This window comes from Deltaproteobacteria bacterium, assembly GCA_016931625.1.
In the GTDB taxonomy this organism is placed as follows: Bacteria; Myxococcota; XYA12-FULL-58-9; order XYA12-FULL-58-9; family JAFGEK01; genus JAFGEK01.
In genome coordinates, this window is record JAFGEK010000133.1 from 22,703 (window position 1) to 41,397 (window position 18,695).

Here is an 18,695-nt window from a genome sequence, read left to right on the forward strand (position 1 = left end):
TCATGACTGCCGCTATTCATATTGAAAACTTAAGCAAACAATTTATTTTACGACCGCAAAATAGTCGCACACTCAAAGAGACTATATTGCGCTGGTCAAACCGTTCAGCTAACATCAATAAATTTACCGCCTTAAGTAATATTAATCTCACTATCAATAAAGGTAAGTCAGTTGCGATAATCGGCCAAAACGGCTCGGGCAAAAGTACTCTATTTAAAATAATCAGCGGTATTATTCGCCCCACTGCCGGCGACATTATGATTAATGGTCGCATCGCGCCTTTAATTGAATTAAATGCCGGGTTTCATCCGGAGCTTTCTGGTATTGAGAATATATTTTTAAATGGCGCTATTTATGGGATGAACACCCAAGAAATTACCGCCAAGCTTGATGCTATTAAACAGTTTGCTGATATCGGAGATTTTATCTATTCGCCGGTTCGTGTTTATTCATCAGGGATGATGGCGCGTTTAGCTTTTGCTTTGGCGATTAATATTGACGCTGATATTTTGCTTATTGATGAAGTGCTTGCGGTTGGTGACATTAGTTTTCAAAAACGCTGCATCGAGCGTATTTTAGAGCAAAGGCGCGCTGGCAATACCATCGTTTATGTTTCACACGATCTTAAATCAGTAAAACAAATTGCTGACCGCGTAGTGTTGCTTGAGCATGGTGTAATTCGCAATGCAGGCGAGCCTAATGCTATCATCGCTGAATATTTAGAGAGCCAAGGAATTAAGGCTGCTGCTGAGCAATAAAAAATTAGTTACTATTAAGTACCATCAGCATAACAACTATAAGCTGGCAATTCTGCATTGATATTAATATTCTGGTCAATTGCAGCTAAGGCGGACAGCCAAAAATGCCCGTAAGCAAGTGGTACTTGCATAATTACACTTAAAGTACGATGACGTAGTTTGGCATCTGCTTTGCAAAGTTTATAGAGTTCTCGCCAATCATCGCGTTCACCAAAATCAAGGATCTGCGCAATAATTTCTTTACTACGCAAATCAAGATGTTTGCGGTTCCATAAAGCTCGTGATGATGACAAGCCTGTAGAATTATTCATAATGAATATTCATCCAAAATTAAAGTTGCCAATATTTGCGCATAATGACGACCACGTGATTTAAGATGCTCCCATTTATTGTACGGTGCAATAAGACCACGATAAGTGCTTAAATCAATCTCAGCTGCATCAATAGGTTCTGCTGCTCCAAGCCTTTCTGAAACTTCTACCAGAGGCGAAGCTCCTGAAAGTTGTTTATACAGAGTATCGAATGAATTCATTGCAGCACAAACACCATCATCACCTAGACAGTCATATAATACCACACAATCAAGATAATCACGTGTTGTGTAACGCGTAGCGAGCAACCAAGCTTTTATACGAGCCATTTCTTTTAATGTTGGTACTCGTAATCCATTGATAATCTCAGTCTCAAGTGGCTGCGTGCGACGTAATTGCCGAATACCTGTCGGGATACCTTCTAATTGCCCAAGAATTAATACTGGACGTTGCAAACGCTCAGTCTGCCAACCAGCGACTGCTTCAAGATCGGCAAGAATTTCATCAAAATGGTCTCGTAAATCTTCGAGAACATGATCACCGTCATAACTACAGCGATGTTGAGCATGCAAAGCGGCAGCTGTACCACCAACCAACACCGCCTCAGGTAAAATACGCTGGAGATGGCTTTCAGCTGCAAGCAACTTTTCCCAATCACTTAACTTAGTCATTTTCTAATTAAGTTATGATTTTTTTTATTAGTGAGGTCAATAGGTAATAGATTTGACTTATATTACCTATTTGCGATGGCACCAGTACCGGCTAATGATATTTTATAAAAATAAAACTTGCAATCATTGACAGATGATCTCTTACATGATCATCTGCAACTAGTATTTTATAAATTTCAATATGCAAAAGGGGGCTATCATCAACACTTAATTCTATTATTTTATTTTTATCTTTTGGCGAGAAGCACTGCTGTTAGCACAAGTAATGCAAAATTTATAAATATATTTAATGAGCTATGCGTATTGCAGCAATATTATTAATTTTCATCTAAGCAAATAAAATACGCATATTAGCTCGACATTATGACCTTTAAAAGATATTATAAGATTATTTAAAGGGTATGCACAATGAATCTCATTGCGGTTAAAGATCTCAAAACGCCTAAAATCTTACGGCAACGTCTGCAACGTGAAGGTGAGTTGCTGTTGACGAGTGACGGCAAACCTATGGCGGTGCTCATTAATGTCGCACCAACAGACAACCCTACTGCGGTAATAACCGCCATCCATCAAGCACGTGAGCGCATGGCATTAAGTCGTATACGTGAAGCAGCTAGCCGCAATGGGGCGGCTCAGATGACGACACCGCAAATTAACCGTGAGATCTTGGCAGCAAGGGCAGAGCGAGCACGCCGAAAATGAAGCGTGCGGTATTTGACACCAACATTGTCGTCTCCGGTTTTCTCTCTCCTTACGGACCTCCAGGTCGAATCGTCGATTGGTTGCGGCAGGGGGACTTAGTGGCGGTGCTGGATGATCGTATTTTTCGCGAATATGCCGAGGTGTTAACGCGGCCCATTTTTGGCTTGCCTGCCAATGACATTACTACAACGCTAGCGGGTATTGCCGAACGAGCCGAATGGGTGGATATACCTCCTCAGGATGCCTACCAGCTACTACCAGATCCAGATGACGCACCATTTGTCGAATGTGCCAGCATTGCCAGAGTACCCCTGGTAACTGGCAATTTACGCCATTTCCCTAGACGCCTAATTGGTCGCTTGGTAGTGCTAACTCCAGTTGAGTTTATTAAACAAATGCATAACATCTAATAGCCCATTTATCCTTCGATACCCACCACAGATCAGATTAGATGCAAACCGCTCAGCAACTCTGGTGTAGCGACCGGTTGTGCGGATGATTTCGGCAGCGATCCATTCGACCAGCCGCCGCCTCCGATAATCCATCTGGTCCATCAAGTTTGTAAATCAATTTACAATCCGCACTTAACCTAAACATGTTAATAGCTAGTTTTTAAACCTCAACGCTTAAATAGGAATACGTAAAACAGCATCCATTAAAGCTTTAAAAGTTGCAACTTCTTGTGTGGATAAATCTCGCAATTCACTAGCAATTGGAACAATTTGGGCCGCAGGCTTGCCATCAACAGTTACAATTACAGCTTCACCAGTATTTTTAACTGTTTTTACAACTTCAGAGAAAGTTGATTTTACAGTAGAAAGCTTAATTTTTTGACCCGCGTAGACCATAATGATTATTATAGTCATATGAGACTACTTTTATAAATACTGATCATAATTATTTATTGGCTATCCGACTATTACGGCACGTATTCCGATATAGTCTTGACTTTTTCGGAATAGACTGCGAAAATTAGATATGCGACGTTCGTTAATTCAACCAATTCAAGCTGATTTAAATCGTAAGATAATTCTCGTTAGCGGCGCTCGGCAATGCGGCAAAACAACTTTAGCAAAAATGCTTGGTGAACCTTATGATTATTTAAATTTTGATGTTGCTGAACATCGTATAGCTATAATTGAAAAATCTTGGGACAGAAAAAAACCTATTATAATACTTGATGAGTTACACAAATTAAAAAAATGGAAGAGTTACTTAAAAGGAATCTATGATGATGAAGGTATACCACCAGGTCTTGTTATAACTGGCAGTGCTAAACTTGATACCTATAAAAAAGTTGGTGATTCTTTAGCTGGCCGATTTTTTTCTTATCGCTTACATCCATTTGACCTCGCTGAATTGGCGCAAATTGATACCAAATTAAATACTGAAAAAACCCTTACACAATTGCTTTTACTTGGTGGCTTTCCCGAACCTTTTCTTGATGGCCGCGAAACCTATTATAAAAGATGGCGACGCTCTCACTTAGATATTATTTTACGTCAGGATTTGCTCGATCTTGAAAGCGTTCACGAAATCACTAGCATTGAGACATTAGTACAACTGCTGCGAAAACGTGTTGGAAGTCCAGTATCATATGCTTCATTAGCTCGTGATTTACAATGCAATGATAAAACTGTACGACGATGGCTTAGCTTACTTGAAAGTATGTATGTTATTTTTAAAGTAACACCATATCATCGCAATGTAGCACGTTCTCTTTTAAAGTCAGCAAAATATTATTTTTTTGACAATGGCTTAGTACAAGGTGATCAAGGTACTCGGTTAGAAAACCTTGTGGCTTGTGCCTTGCTTAAACAATTGCATTTTTTACAAGATTGCTTGGGACGCGAACTAGAACTTTTCTATTTACGTAATAAAGATGGTCGTGAAGTAGATTTTTTAATCAGCGAAAACTTAAAACCTATTTTACTTGTTGAAGTTAAATGGGCTGATAATACTGTCGCTCCAAGCATTGGTCACTTTGCTTCTATGTTGCATGTTAACAAGGCAATACAAATAGTAAAAGAATTACCACGCGAAAAAACATTCGCCAGTGGGCTTGAAATTCGCCGTGCTGCTAATTGGCTTGCGTCACTGCCATCAACCTTATAATTTATTTTAAAATCATAGTCCGCCGCTACATCATCTTATTACTTCTTTACGTCGAGCTAAGTTTTTATCACCTTCAGAATCATAATTTCTGATTGGTATTCTAAAGCAGAACTTGATCGAATGTTGGCAGATATAAAATTTTAAAGCTACGTTAGATTACCTCACTAGTACTTAACTTCATTACGACGCGCTAAAATTTTATCACCTACGCGAAAGCTATTGGCAATAATTGTTGGCGTTGTTGGCACCCCTAATGAAGTGGGCATAAAACTACCATCAGTAACATAAAGATTGTCGATATCATGGGCGCGGCAATCAGCATTAAGCACAGAGGTTTTTGCATCATTACCAAAACGACAAGTTCCGTGCTGCAAATGATAAGTAGTGCTTGCAATATGCGGAGAATTAAATTCTTGGGCCTTGGGAGTTACCGCAGCCAAAATATCAATACCACGCTTAAGCATGCGGCGATTGACTTCAAGATCTAACGGATGATGGGTCATTTGAATACGGGCAACCGGCATACCCGTACGGTCTTTAACATTGGGATCAAGATCAATATAAGTCTGGTCGGTTGGTAAAAACTCATTAAAAATTTCAAACTCAAGCCAAGTCTGTTCCTTAAAATACTTTAACACTTGTTGTTTATATGCTTCGCCATACAATTTAAAATCACGATCCATAGTTAAACGCAGCGCCGCATTTATCGGATTAGGATGCGGCAAAATAAAATTATAAGTACCGCCTTTGATAAAACCTAAGCGACCATCAGAGGCCCAATAATCATCTTGTACGCTACGCTGTAAAAACGGCAAATCATAATTATGTTCGCCAACTGTTTTAATAAAATCCTGACGAGAAAAAATTGCCGTTCCCTTACCAAAGGTTGAAAAAGTCAAATTCTTCCCAACTAATCCACTGGTGTTGGCAACTCCTTGCGGAAATGCTTTGCATGCCGAAAGCAATAACAAACGCGCGCTCTCAATAGCACTGGCGGCCAATACTACTATTTTTGCCGATACTTTGTGGGTGTTGCCTTTATGGTCACGATACTCAACCCCACTAACGCGCCGATCATTACCTATTATGATACGAGTAACTGGTGAATTGGCACGAACTTCACAATTATGCGTCGCCTCAGCAGCAGGTATTAGTGTCGCTAGCATGCTCGACTTTGAAGCGTTCTCACAACCATAATCACCACAATAGCCACATTGATTGCACGCTGGTCGTGTGCCATACGCTTGTGATAATACCGCGCGCGCCGTAGGGAACGCATGCATACCAATTTCTTTTGCCGCCCTATCAATTAATGCTGCACTTGGATGTGGCCGTAAGGCTGGCAGAGGGTAAGGCCGCTTGCGTGTATCGAATGGATTTATGCCAGCTTGACCTGACACGCCGATTAAAACTTCTGCTTTATATAAATATGGCTCAATCTCAGCATAACTAATCGGCCAGTCTGCAAGATTTGCCCCAGCAACACCACCTATTAATGTTGCTAATTTAAAATCTTCCGCGTGCGGCCAATACCAAAATCCAGTCATGTGCACCGTGGCGCCACCCACACAGCATGAAGTCCAACCTTCAGTTGTTGGAAAAACTTGTTCTGCCCCGTTTTTACGAATGGTATGGGGGTCATCAACCGGAAACGGTACAAAAAAATCACGACGGCAAATTGTTATTTCATCATGAGTAAAATCAGCAAGGCTATAGTATGGCCCTTTTTCTAAGATCAAAACTCGCAAGCCAGCTTGCGCCAATGTCGCAGCCACCGGAGCACCACCAGCACCACTGCCAATGACTATGACATCAAAATCTTTCAACTTAGTCATTTAATACTCAATAAGGTAAACCTTGATTTAAGTTTTGAATAATTTCTAAACGCCGTGGCGAAAAATAGCATTGCTTATGACCAATTAATTTCCAACCAACTTCGCCTTGATTACCACCATGATGAGGTGCACCTAAAAAACTCTCCATGGTTAAAACAATTAAACGTTTATAAAACATCGCACTGTCAAAGCCAGGCGCTGAGATTTTGCCATCTTTACATAACACCAGCATTTCATCTTGTTCAGAGGCTGAACAAAACACCAAAGGTTTTCGATATTTTTTGCGCGCTAGGCGGTTTAGTACCACCACCGCCATGTGAAATTGTCTACCCACGCCAATAAAAGCTTTGCGCTCAAATAATTTGGCAAAAAAGTTTAGTGCTCCTGCTGCACCTGCTCCAGGAAATATACGTTCAACTACCGCATACATTGTTTTATAGTATTCGCTATTTTCATCACTGCTATCAGATAATAAAAGAGCATCACGCGCTTTACCTTTTTTACATGCTGATAAACCCGTTGCTAAGCCAACACCAACAAGCGTGGCTAATGCTTGACGACGGCTAACCGTCAATGGTTCATAGGCTTTCAGATTTATCTTAGTGGTCATTGTACCTCCTGATGACATACACCACACGCTGGTCGTTCTTGCGTTATTCGTGGGCATTCTTGGCTACTATTAAGTTTAGCTTCTGCATGGCAGTTTGCACATGCAAATTTTGCTAAAGAGGGGCAACGATGCTTATAGTTGCCACTAGCACTGCCACCTTTACCAACATGACAATTATTACACGACCAAAGAGCTGCTGAAGTTTTAGCGTTTGCGGTTTGTTTATAAGTTAATGATTGTACAAACATTATTAACTCATTAGTAGCTCGAACATTTTCAGTTAACGACTGGCGATACGAGGGCATAACTGAATTTATACCAGGATCAAATATTTTTTGTTTTATCTCGCTCGCACTTTGTCGTGTAAGAGTGCTTAATTTGGGGCCGGCTAAATTTAAATCTGCACCATTTGCTCTGCCACCATGACAAAGAGCGCAACCCAGACCAATATAAAACGCTGCACCACTTTGCAGCTGCTCGCTACCTTTAATACCCACGGTGTGGCAACGAACACAACTCTCTTGAATGTAAGGTTCTCGCATCCGTGAATCTTGTTGATCATGACCTATCCATAAATGGGCGGCATCGGCAACTAAAGCTTGGGCTGTCCCGCCATGACAACAACTGCAAGAAATTTGGTTTAAATTATGAAGTCGATGAGCTAATGGGGCATCGGCCGTTTTACCATTTAGCATCTGATCTTGATGACAGCTAGCGCAGCGATCAGCACCTTGGTCACACGATATCAACTCAATTACTTCAGTTTTACGGTGACGCAAAAACTCATGTACTGCAACAATAATTACTGTTGCCATTAGCAATAACGCAACGATAGTAATTGCTAAACGCAGCTTTTTAATATCTTGATCTATATTAAAAACCACGTATCACTCCCTAAATAGGCCAGCACAGAACCCAATCTGCGCCACGACAAATGCCCACAATAGTAAAAACCAATAAAGCTGAAACCAGCGATATCAAAACGAGTTGAAATGCTAGACGTCTACCAGAAATTCGCCAGGTCATTATTATAGTAAATATAATAATACTAAATGTAGTAATTAGCGGTGCAATTTCACCGATTTCACCATCATTAATAAAGTGGTACGAAAAACTAACTAAAACAAAGGTGGCAATAAAAATTATCATGTTTGCTAGACGATAACTTCGCGGCCAATGACCAATTTCTTGTTCACTCTGGTCAAATATTGGCAGTACGATCAACAATAAAAATAATAATATAGGAACAACAAGAGCACCCAATACTGCACCACGACTTGCTAATTCTTGCACACCCAAAAAATACCACGGTGCCTTTTCTGGATTCGCCGGTCTAATATAATCAGCCGCCGGCCCTAGTGGCGCTGAAAAATTTGTTGCCAACAATAACATTATCGCAAACACCACAAGTGCTAGCAGAAGTTCTCGTCCATATAAATGAGGCCATGCAGGTAAAGTTTCACTTTGCTTAATGCTAGTGGCCAACCCCCCATCGCGACGAATACGCCATACATGAAGTATAATCAGAATTATTAACAGCACAGGAAATAACGTGACATGCAGGGCGTGCACTCGCGGCAAACCACTTGGATAAAGCTCAGCACCACCAAAAATAAATTTGGACGCTATTGAACCAATAACTGGAATATAATCAAATAGCCCAGCGACTACTCGAGCAGCCCAAAAAGCCCTTTGGTCCCATGGCAATACATAACCAGTAAAGGCTGCAAGTAAAACAACGCTACCCATACTAAGACCGATGATCCAATTAATAAGGCGTTTATGGTAAGCCGCCATAAAAACTATACGCATTACATGTAAAGCAACTACGATAAGTAAGGCATCCGCTGACCAACGATGTAGGGCACGTAAAGTCTGGCCAAAAGGTATCGCATATTCAATCTCTATAATACTGCGATAAGCTTCACTACTGGTAGGCACATAATGCAGTCCTAATAACAAACCAGAAAATAAAAGTATGGCCACTAAAGTTATCGCAACAATACCCAAACCCCATGTTGTGCAAAACTTTAAAGCGCGAAGAGATATCTTGGATACATGTATATGTGCAAAAAATGAAGGCCGTACTTGGGGCTGATTAGAATTTGTTGCAGAACTCAATGTCACGCTTTTGGCTCCATTATTAACGGGGTAACCGTCTCTATTGGTACTTCACGCGACTCAACAATCACTTGCCCACTACGCGTAATTTTTATGGCATACCAAGGCAAATTACGTGGAGCTGGTCCGTTAAGCACATGGCCATAGCGATCATAACTCGCCCCATGACAAGGGCATAGCAGACCATCACCGCTTTGCTTTACTGTACATCCCAAATGGGTACAGCGTGCTGAGAACGCGCCCAGACCTTTATCATTACGAACAATAAATAAATTGTGCTCAGGTAAAAACAATAAAGAATCCATCCCCAAATTTAGATGTCCCAATAAAATATCACCTTGCCGATTAACTGATGAGTAAATAAGGCTAACCACTCCACCAGCTGTTGCTAAACCCGCTGCACATAGTGAAATTTTTGCAGTGGTAGATATAAATGAACGTCGTGTCTGATCATTGTCGTTATTATTGGTACTTGAATTATGTTTTTTCTTTGATTCACACATGTTTTGCTAAGCTTACGTGGGATTATGATTACAAGGCAATGACTATATTGACGAACATATTATATGAGGTTATTAAGAGTAGCCGTGGAAACTACATCAATTATTGCCAATCTTAAAAGTTTGCTAGCTTCGGTTAATCCAGGCTTAGCTACTCAAGCTGACCTTAAACGTCTCGAAAACCGTATTGATGAGTTAAGTCAAATGGTTGAAACCCTTGCTGAGCAACTCAATCATAAAAAGACTAAAAAAACCAAATAATTATCATTAATAAAATCAGCTAAATACTAAAAAACACTCTACGGTATAGAGCACAAACTACATTTTTCGATACACTCCAACCACTACACCAATAATTTGAACATTTTTAAAATGTTTTTTATGAACATAAATCGGTTTAAGACGACTATTAGCAGGCTGTAAGCGAATACGATCACCTTCAGGATAATAACGTTTAACTGTTGCTTCGCCTTCGATAATCACGACAACAACTTCACCACGCTCTGCAACTTCACGTTTACGTACAAAAATGTAGTCGCCATCATGAATACCATCTTCAATCATCGAATCACCGACAACTTTTAAAGCAAATACCTTGCGACCATCACCAAGTAAAACCGAATCTACTACTACACTGCCGGTCGCTTGCTCTTCGGCTAAAATAGGCTCACCCGCAGCAACCCGCCCTAAAATAGGCACAGCAATACCCTCGCCACGAGAGCCAATCGCTCTCACGACACCGGCTCCCGCTTGTTGCACTGGAGTAAGTGCCCGTGATTTACGCTCGTTGTGAGTAAGATAACCTTTGCGTTTTAGAGCTTTTAGGTGATCGGCAACACCATTAGTAGAACGAATGCCCAGATGCTCGCCAATTTCTCTAATTGTGGGCGGATAACCCCAAACTCGAATGCGATCTTGAATAAATTCATAAATTTCGCGCTGCCGGGGAGTAATATCAGCATCAGTCATTAGCCTTAAGCTCCTTAATTAAGCGTTAGGCAAAAAGAAAAGATCTATTTGCTGATATACCTGAACATTAGAGCAGGTGTCAAATTTATTATTTTGCAAATCTTAATATTAGCAATACGAAATATCTTGCAAAATGTTCACTAGTAATAAAGTGATGGTTTGCTCAAATCTGTTGAAATCGATAAATGAGCTCAACATTAACTTCATGATACTCTAGCATTGTGGCGATTCGTAAGGTAGGTATAAAGGCCAAGGCACAAGAACTAAACATGTATTTGGCAAAAAATAAATGTCTACTCGAAGCCTTTAAGGCTGGGGACCGTGAGGCGATGGATGATGTCTATCGTCATTATTTACCTGGTCTTACTAGCTTTTTACGCAAAGGTTTTACTTTTCGCAGTGGTCACGGTCAATATTATTTTAAAGGCATTCAAGAAGTCGCTGATTTAAAATCTGCAGTACAAGAAGTTTTTCGTCGCGCTTTTGAAGAAAAAGCTCGCATCTCATATAATGGCATTAATTCTTTTAGCAACTGGGTGCTCGCCATCGGGCGCAATATGATTATTAATCAGTTTCGCAATCGCGAGATTGCCCTCTCTGATTATATTTCTCCCGCCGATGAACGCAGTCACTCTAACTTTTTAGATGATTCTGTTTCTGAAGAATTCTCGGGTTTACTCTATGCTCAAAACACCCTTCGCCAAGATACCCAGGTAGAAAACGTTGAGCTTAAAAGCTTAATCGATAAGTTTATGGGTGAGCTAACTGAGCATGACCGTGAATTGCTGATGCTACGCTTTGCCGAAGGTAAAGGCCAAGAAGAAACGGCTAATCTATTAAATTCAACACGTATGCGCGTACGTACTGCCGAAGCAAAACTACGCAGTCGCCTGCGCGCTTATTTGCGCAACTCTGGCTATATCGATCATCTACCTAATGCTAAAACTGACGATGATGATGAAAATGAAAATGAAAATGAGATGAGCACCTATAGCGAATAAAAAAACTTATTCTGCATCCGCGCAACCAAGAGAAATATATGGCACCGCTTTTTTATTACTAATAGTGTCACATATCGTATCGCGGAATGCTAAGGTAGAAGTAAGTCGGTCATAAGTCCAAGTACTGGCACTACGAACTATTGGACATGGGTTTTTACCCTGACAATTACCTGGCAAAACTTCGCCATCGTTATATTTTAAAAACGCTTGAATACGCGAATCATCTTGCGGTGGTGGCTTAATCACAAATGTACAGTATGCAAGCTCAGAAGCTATTTCATCAAATGCCTTTTTAAGTGATTCTTCTTCGTCAGCTAGATAATAACAAGTGCCAGCTTGAGTGCAGGTTTGGGCGTTGACACCAACACATGTTTTACTGCGATACCAGTAACAACCACTGCTTAGGCAATTACTATAACTTAAAGGCTGACAATAGACGTCATCACCAGTGCAGACGCCATCTTGCCAAACACATTTTGCAATACATTGATTATAGTCTATGATATTGCTACATTTGCTATCACTACCAGTGCATACGCCTTTAGAGTAACAATTTAATTGACACTGCGCTTGCGTACGTGATCCGCATAAAGAATTATTACCGGTGCAATAGCCATCCCACCCACAAGTAGCGTTACAAGCTTCTGGTTTATTATCGTAAGCGGCACAAGTGGTATTATCTGCTGTACAAAAACCTTCAGTAGCCCAGTAACAACCATTGTTGCGACAACTACCTTGGTCAAAATATTTATTATAACAACCATCAAAATCACCAACGCATTTATTATGAGCTACATCATAAATACATTTTGAAATACAGCGCCCATAATTACCTTCAGCATTGCATAATGCCTCCTCGCCATCGTTGCCCGCGTCAACGCATTTTGCATGCCAAGTACATCCCGAGCTACTACAAGTATCAGATGTCTTTTGCATACATGCAGTATCATCACCTTCGCATTTTTTACTAATATCATTCCATATGCATGTAGTAGCCAGACATGAATTCATAGGCACAGCATCACAACCTACATCACCATCACAAACACTTGTCCAACTGCAATCTAAAGCGCATTTATCTGGCTCTTTTTCTTTGGCGCATTGTGAATCATAACCAGAACAAGTGCTGGCGCCATTAATCCAAGCACAACGTGCTTCACAGGTTAGCTGCTCTTTAAATGCATCACAGCCACTATCATCTGGTAAACACTTGCCAGTATTATTCTGCCAGGTGCAGTTAGTACCTTTGCATGCAGAGCTATCATTATCCATAGTAGCGCAGAAAGCGGCATTGCCCACGCAATTAGCACCATCCCACATACAGCCGCCGTTTTCGCAGGTCTTTTCATTTAAGCTGCGTGCTGAACAAACATCATCATCATCGCTGCAAAGCGAAGTACCCCCATGCACCGCATAGCAATTTAATTTTTCGGAACGTACTCCAAAACCAATAATGTAAGTGCGAATCGATGGTTCTAAATCACGTAACTTATCTAATGCATTATAAACATAAGTTGCTGCATTATCTACATTGGTGCCGCATTGAGGATGGCAATTAGCATTACCATCAGTAACCAACACAATTGAATTGGTGTTATCGGCATTACCTATACCTACATTCACTATATTATCTGCAATATTATTTAAAGTTTCGGCAGTCGGAGTAAATCCGCCCGGGCAATCACTATCTAGATAATTTTTAATAGAATCGCTTTTATTTTCATCTACCGAAACATTTACCCCGCCTGGTGTACAGTTATAATGATCACCAGTATCGCAAGTATAATTATCACAGAAATCGCCGCAAAAACCATTGCCTGGATTAAGGTTGGAATCACAACGCTCTGGGAAGGTGCCTAAACCAAAACGAATTAAGTCTTTATAAGAATCAAGTAAGGCCCCAATTGCATTTTTTGCATGATCCCAACGAGTTTTAGTTTGAACCATTTCACTCATGCTTGTTGAACGATCAAGCAGCATGAGCAAGTTATTTGAAATCAGGTGATTCGCACCATCAACACAGCCACAAGTACAATCAAGCTGACAAGTGCCATCGCTAGTACAAGCTTGCCCAGAAGCACAGTCTATTGAATTTACACAATAACCAGTTGGTATGCAGGCCCCTGCATCGCTACAAATATAACCAGGGGGACAAGTGCCTTGACAGCCACCATTACAAGCGCCCGTACATTCATTACTCGAAGAATTTTTAGGCGCACATTGCCATGTTGTTTGATCACAATAAAAACCATTAGTAGTTAAACAATCATTATCATCAAGACACGCATCGGTTTTTATACAAACTTCTTTAGCAAGATTGCATTTTTCGCCTTGAGGGCAGCATGTTTTATTCTCTTGGCAACATAATAATTTGCTAGCTGAACAATTTGGAATGTTACCATCATTTATTACAAAATTATTGGAGTTACACTCTGCGTTAGCCCTAAGTACACATTGGTCCCCAGTGCAATTATGCCCAGGCGGACAATCGCGATAATCACAACAAGCATTTTTGGCAGTACATTTATTAGATTTACAGCAGTACTCACTTTCGCTATCACAGTCATTATCATTAAGACATTTATCTTCGGGGATACAGGTTTTTGTGACACTGCATTTTTTACCTTTAGCACAATCGCCTTTATCGCAGCAATCACCATAGGGTAAACACTCGCCACATACCGAACAATATTTGCCTGATTCGCAGCTGCCTTTAAGATGATCAGGGCCACAGGGTAAAAGATGGCAATCGCCAAATTCACAAGCGAAATCTTCTTCGCAACTACCACACCAGTTATCAGAATCACAGGTGGCTGTTACACAATTACCACTAAGGCAATCTTGACCAGCCGGACATAAACCATCTTTAGGAAAATCTTTACATGGGCGTTCAGCTATAGCGCGACAGGCGCCTTCAAAACATGCCGTGCCAGAAGGACAACAACCAGGTTCGCTAGCACTGCAGCGCACTTCTACGCAGGTGCCAGAAACACAAACCTTGCCTTTGGCACAAGTACCTTGTTGGTTTTTTGGGGAGCATTTATTTTCATTGGTGATAGCAATACATTTACAATCAAGGCAGCCTTGGGTTTCGTTACAATCCGCACAACATTTGCTCATATCACTCAAACACGAGCCACGCACACAATCTTGATTATCAGGGCAGAAGCCTTGATGATTACTGGGACTACACTCGTTAGTTATTTTTTTACATGTGCCATCATCAAGACAAACTTCGTCGTTAGCACATGTTATTTGCTCGGGGCATTTGCGCGCATCATTAACAATAATGCTGCCGCTACAACCAGTTAGAATTAAAAGATAAAATGATAGCCTATAAGATAAAATATAATTCTTCATACGCATACAGTAGCATACCAAAACTACCATGACCATAGGATTAAAACTGTGTCACTATGTAATGTTTAAATTCCATATTTATTAGATATTATTAAGTAGTTTTAACACTTATGCTTAAAGGGTAATATAATGCTTTTTTAAGTAGTTTCCTTTTAAAATCTGGAGGTTAGCCATTTAATAATTTTGTTTGTAGTGCTAATAAAGCTGCGTGGTAATGCTGCGCGCAAATCAAAAATTGCAGCACCAAGCGCACCTAATGCAACACCAACCAACAAAGCCAACGCTATCCACAGCATTACTTGTAAAAAACGATCACTATTTTTATGTAATTGTTTGTGATCCATAACCAACGAAGGTAGTCGCTTATCAAGCGGCGCTAATGTTTTTAGCCATGACATAATCGAGTCGGCGACCCCGTGATCACGGTCTTTTAGCGCTACTTTTAAATCACGTAACAAAACATTAATTGAGCGTTGTCGTTGTTCAATAGCATAGCCCGCAGGATTTGCCTCGTATAACGCTAGCTCTTGTCGTACTTCAGTGACACCGTGACTTGGCAGTACGGCCAAAATTTTTGCTCGTACCTCTTGTGCACTTTGCGGGCGCGCCTTGGGACGAGAATCAAGGCAACGCTCAACTAAATCAGCAAACCCCGGTGAAAGTAGGGGGTTAATCTCACGGACCGGCTGTACCCGAGCATTTTTGAGATTATGATAAATGTCATCTACAGTCCTACCCTCAAAAGGCAACTTACCCGTAGTGATACAATATAATAGTGCCCCTAATGAAAAAATGTCGGTACGATGGTCGATTTGCTTGCCAGAGAATTGCTCAGGCGCCATAAATCCAGGAGTACCCATAATGCGAGTTTGCGTACGTACGGTAGTAATACCCAAAGACGAACTACTAGCTACTGCCTTAACAATACCAAAGTCAGATAAAACTACCCGGCCCTGATGCAACAATACATTTTCTGGTTTGATATCACGATGTACAATTTGGTTGTTGTGAGCATGCGTTAATGCCAGACAGAGTTCATGCCCAATGCATAACGCCGTTGGTTCTGAAGTATTACCATTTTGTCTAACTAAAGCGTCAAGCGATGGACCTGACACATATTCCATCACCAAAAATAAATCAGCGACCTTTTCACCACTAAAATCATATAATTCAACAATATTAGGATGCTTTAATGCCGCAATCGCACGCGCCTCAAGGCGAAAACGACGAATAGCTTCTTCGTCAGCATTGGTAGTTAGTACTTTGATCGCAACCTGACGCCCAACTTTGGGATCAAAACCCAAATAGACTCGGCCCATCGAACCTTGGCCGATGAGGCGTTTTACTTGGTAACGATCAATAAATAGGCTCACTTAGCACCTAAACATTATTTAAAAGCAAAAATAACTTTTAAGCTAATTTATTTATAAACCGGCTAATGTTTTTGTGCACTAACTCGTGTTTTTCTAAAAGTGCTAAATGCGTACCTTCGGGTACGATTAGCAATTTAGAATTCGGCAAAAGCTTATGCATGTGACAAGATAATTTCATAGGAGTAAAAGTATCGTTAGTGCCAGCAACAATTAAAGTTGGAATAGTAATATTAACAAGTTGATCAAGCATGGTATGATTGTTGGCACTCTGGGCCAATCGTACAAATGATAATAAATCCATTTCTGCTAAATGACGAAAATATGCTTTTAAATCGACTCGTTGCAATAAATGTGGGTTAACTTCATAATGCATTGACAGATAAAAAACTATTTCTGAAGTCACTATTCGCTGCCACCAACGTCGCGTGAAATACGGCCAAGTTTCAACCGCCGCGTGCAAAAACCAAAAAACTCGACCGAGCAGTTTGCAATTATGAAAAGTATTTAAAGGTGAACCAAAAGACCCACAAATAGGGATTAGCGCAAGTACCTGATCAGGAAAATGCAAAGCAAAATCAAGAATAACTTGGCAACCTAACGAATGTCCGATCAATATGGCCTTATCGATCGCCAAAGCTTTAAAGATTTGCTTAAGATCATTACGTACGGCGGTAAAAGTCATGTTATCGGCAGAAACGGGGATTTTGGATAAACCATGACCACGATAGTGCCAACGTACAATACGAAAACACGGTGCAAAATACTGAACCAAATAACGCCAAACAAAACCATCACAACCTAAACCATCACATAAAATTAAAGTTATCGGCCCATTACCAATCTCATAAATATAAAGCTCAGTGCAATCAAATGAGCGAATAAAACGCCCGCGTTCCATTACTATTATCGTAGCGCAAAATACCACCTATCAACCAACAATGTTATACTTCAACTTTATTCAAGGGCTTGTCGAAGGCTACTTATGCGCGTTAGATTGTCTGCCCATGAAAGCACCTTATTATAATTTTTGTCTTTTAGCTTTATTGGTTGCAAACGCTGCATGCAGCACCAGTAATAAACCTCCGCAACCAACCACTAAAAATGATAGCAATACATCACTGCAAGAGTGTATTGGCCCAGTACCGTTTAAAACACCTTTAATATCTAATATTTATACTGCTGATCCTTCAGCCCATGTTTTTGACGGCAAAATCTATATTTATCCTTCACACGATTTAGATGATAACCCCCCGTCATCAAATCAAGGCGATCACTTCGGCATGAAAGACTATCGTGTCTTTTCACTAAATTCGATGCAATGCGGACCTCTCATCGATCATGGTGAAGCACTTAATATTGAGAATGTACCATGGGCGCAAAAACAAATGTGGGCTCCTGATGCCGCATTTAAAAACGGCACTTATTTTTTATATTTTCCGGCTAAAGATAAAAACGGTATCTTTCGCATAGGAGTAGCAGCAAGCCCATCGCCTACCGGCCCGTTTACTGCTCAGCCACAACCAATACCAGGTAGTTATAGTATTGATCCTGCAGTTTTTGTTGATGATGACGGTACTGCTTATATGTACTTCGGCGGTCTTTGGGGTGGGCAATTACAAAATTGGCGTACCGGGGCTTATTCAGCCGATGGGGTAATACCAGGCGCCGGCGAACCTGCCTTAGGACCACGGATTGCTAAATTAACTGACGATATGCTGCACTTTGATGGCGATATTAAAGAAGCGCAAATTGTTGACCCCGAAGGTAATCCAATAGCAGGGGATGATTGGTTGCGTTTCTTTTTTGAAGGCGCTTGGATGCATAAATACAAAGGCCAATATTATTTGTCATATTCTACCGGCCCGACACATTACCTAGTCTATGCTACTAGCGATAAACCAACTGGCCCGTTTACCTATCGCGGGCGCTTGCTTAATCCGGTTAAAGGTTGGACTACTCATCATTCTATTGTTGAATATGATGGCGCTTGGTACATCTTTTATCACGATAGCTCGTTATCGGGCGAAGATAATAAACGCTGCATTAAAGTTGCACCACTAACGTATAACGCCGATGGTAGCATTAAAATTATTGATCCTGATTAAGACCTTATTCTTCTGAGATCGCCGCTTTTGCTAATATTCCCTCAGCAACCTTACTCAAACAAACGAGTCTTACAAAAATACTGCTCTGGGCTAGTAGATCGCATTCGGATTGTGTTAGTTTCGCAATGATTCGATGATGGAGGACAAAGTTTACATGGCCGACACCCGAGCTGCTCTCATTATCTTTATGTTATTTGCAGCTACATGCTCGCGTGGCCAGATCTTATCTGGACAGGCATGCAAAGATGGAGACACCTGCGAATC

19 protein-coding genes are annotated in these 18,695 nt (G+C 40.8%); 7 read left to right on the forward strand and 12 right to left on the reverse strand.

Annotation, left to right across the window (positions count from 1 at the left end; genetic code table 11):
• Positions 1–2: 2 nt before the first annotated feature.
• Positions 3–758: an ABC transporter ATP-binding protein gene (locus JW841_11255; protein ID MBN1961514.1), complete on the forward strand. Its 756-nt coding sequence runs from the start codon at positions 3–5 to the stop codon at positions 756–758.
• 14 nt (positions 759–772) lie between these two features.
• On the opposite strand, the gene JW841_11260 is transcribed toward JW841_11255, so the two are convergent.
• Both JW841_11260 and JW841_11265 read right to left on the reverse strand, forming a co-directional pair.
• Positions 773–1,069, reverse strand: coding sequence for a hypothetical protein (locus tag JW841_11260; GenBank protein ID MBN1961515.1), 297 nt, complete (start codon positions 1,067–1,069; stop codon positions 773–775).
• The gene (locus tag JW841_11265; protein MBN1961516.1) at positions 1,066–1,740 is read right to left on the reverse strand and encodes a hypothetical protein; all 675 of its coding nucleotides are present in this window, start codon (positions 1,738–1,740) and stop codon (positions 1,066–1,068) included. Before JW841_11265 ends, JW841_11260 begins: the two co-directional genes overlap by 4 nt.
• A gap of 408 nt (positions 1,741–2,148) precedes the next feature.
• Between JW841_11265 and JW841_11270 the strand changes: the two genes are divergently transcribed.
• On the forward strand, positions 2,149–2,442 hold the full coding sequence (locus JW841_11270) for a hypothetical protein (protein MBN1961517.1): 294 nt from the start codon (positions 2,149–2,151) through the stop codon (positions 2,440–2,442).
• A complete protein-coding gene (locus tag JW841_11275) occupies positions 2,439–2,852 on the forward strand; it encodes a putative toxin-antitoxin system toxin component, PIN family (GenBank protein MBN1961518.1) in 414 nt (137 codons plus the stop codon). The genes JW841_11270 and JW841_11275 overlap by 4 nt, the downstream gene beginning before the upstream one ends.
• 216 nt (positions 2,853–3,068) lie before the next feature.
• Here JW841_11275 and JW841_11280 read toward each other — a convergent pair whose 3' ends face one another.
• A complete protein-coding gene (locus JW841_11280) occupies positions 3,069–3,308 on the reverse strand; it encodes a type II toxin-antitoxin system Phd/YefM family antitoxin (GenBank protein MBN1961519.1) in 240 nt (79 codons plus the stop codon).
• A gap of 112 nt (positions 3,309–3,420) precedes the next feature.
• On the opposite strand from JW841_11280, the gene JW841_11285 reads away from it, so the two are divergent.
• Entirely contained in the window at positions 3,421–4,557 is a 1,137-nt protein-coding gene (locus JW841_11285; GenBank protein MBN1961520.1) for an ATP-binding protein, read from the forward strand.
• Positions 4,558–4,721: 164 nt separating this feature from the next.
• Here the strand turns inward: JW841_11285 and JW841_11290 are convergent, their stop codons facing one another.
• From JW841_11290 to JW841_11310, 5 genes are read right to left on the reverse strand one after another with little or no spacing between them, the layout of a single operon-like run.
• Positions 4,722–6,392 (reverse strand): GMC family oxidoreductase, encoded by a 1,671-nt coding sequence (locus JW841_11290; protein MBN1961521.1) that lies wholly within the window; start codon positions 6,390–6,392, stop codon positions 4,722–4,724.
• A 7-nt stretch (positions 6,393–6,399) separates the two neighbouring features.
• A complete protein-coding gene (locus JW841_11295) occupies positions 6,400–7,002 on the reverse strand; it encodes a gluconate 2-dehydrogenase subunit 3 family protein (protein ID MBN1961522.1) in 603 nt (200 codons plus the stop codon).
• The gene (locus JW841_11300) at positions 6,999–7,886 is read right to left on the reverse strand and encodes a hypothetical protein (protein ID MBN1961523.1); all 888 of its coding nucleotides are present in this window, start codon (positions 7,884–7,886) and stop codon (positions 6,999–7,001) included. Before JW841_11300 ends, JW841_11295 begins: the two co-directional genes overlap by 4 nt.
• Before the next feature lie 10 nt (positions 7,887–7,896).
• Positions 7,897–9,129, reverse strand: a complete 1,233-nt coding sequence (locus JW841_11305; GenBank protein MBN1961524.1) for a cytochrome bc complex cytochrome b subunit — start codon at positions 9,127–9,129, stop codon at positions 7,897–7,899.
• Positions 9,126–9,428 carry a Rieske (2Fe-2S) protein gene (locus JW841_11310; GenBank protein ID MBN1961525.1) on the reverse strand — a complete coding sequence of 101 codons (303 nt, stop codon included), beginning with the start codon at positions 9,426–9,428 and terminating at the stop codon, positions 9,126–9,128. The genes JW841_11305 and JW841_11310 overlap by 4 nt, the downstream gene beginning before the upstream one ends.
• Positions 9,429–9,710: 282 nt before the next feature.
• On the opposite strand from JW841_11310, the gene JW841_11315 reads away from it, so the two are divergent.
• Complete coding sequence (locus JW841_11315) at positions 9,711–9,884, forward strand: hypothetical protein (GenBank protein MBN1961526.1); 174 nt, start codon at positions 9,711–9,713, stop codon at positions 9,882–9,884.
• 57 nt (positions 9,885–9,941) lie between these two features.
• Here the strand turns inward: JW841_11315 and lexA are convergent, their stop codons facing one another.
• Positions 9,942–10,592 (reverse strand): transcriptional repressor LexA, encoded by a 651-nt coding sequence (lexA, locus tag JW841_11320; protein ID MBN1961527.1) that lies wholly within the window; start codon positions 10,590–10,592, stop codon positions 9,942–9,944.
• 221 nt (positions 10,593–10,813) lie between these two features.
• Between lexA and JW841_11325 the strand changes: the two genes are divergently transcribed.
• Entirely contained in the window at positions 10,814–11,593 is a 780-nt protein-coding gene (locus tag JW841_11325; protein MBN1961528.1) for a sigma-70 family RNA polymerase sigma factor, read from the forward strand.
• Between the two features lie 6 nt (positions 11,594–11,599).
• Here JW841_11325 and JW841_11330 read toward each other — a convergent pair whose 3' ends face one another.
• The 3 genes from JW841_11330 to JW841_11340 all read right to left on the reverse strand — a co-directional run bounded on the left by JW841_11330 (position 11,600) and on the right by JW841_11340 (position 17,224).
• Positions 11,600–14,953, reverse strand: coding sequence for a hypothetical protein (locus JW841_11330; GenBank protein MBN1961529.1), 3,354 nt, complete (start codon positions 14,951–14,953; stop codon positions 11,600–11,602).
• Between the two features lie 152 nt (positions 14,954–15,105).
• Entirely contained in the window at positions 15,106–16,326 is a 1,221-nt protein-coding gene (locus JW841_11335) for a serine/threonine protein kinase (GenBank protein ID MBN1961530.1), read from the reverse strand.
• A gap of 37 nt (positions 16,327–16,363) precedes the next feature.
• On the reverse strand, positions 16,364–17,224 hold the full coding sequence (locus tag JW841_11340; protein ID MBN1961531.1) for an alpha/beta hydrolase: 861 nt from the start codon (positions 17,222–17,224) through the stop codon (positions 16,364–16,366).
• A 106-nt stretch (positions 17,225–17,330) separates the two neighbouring features.
• Between JW841_11340 and JW841_11345 the strand changes: the two genes are divergently transcribed.
• Complete coding sequence (locus tag JW841_11345) at positions 17,331–18,431, forward strand: glycoside hydrolase family 43 protein (GenBank protein ID MBN1961532.1); 1,101 nt, start codon at positions 17,331–17,333, stop codon at positions 18,429–18,431.
• Positions 18,432–18,695: the final 264 nt, after the last annotated feature.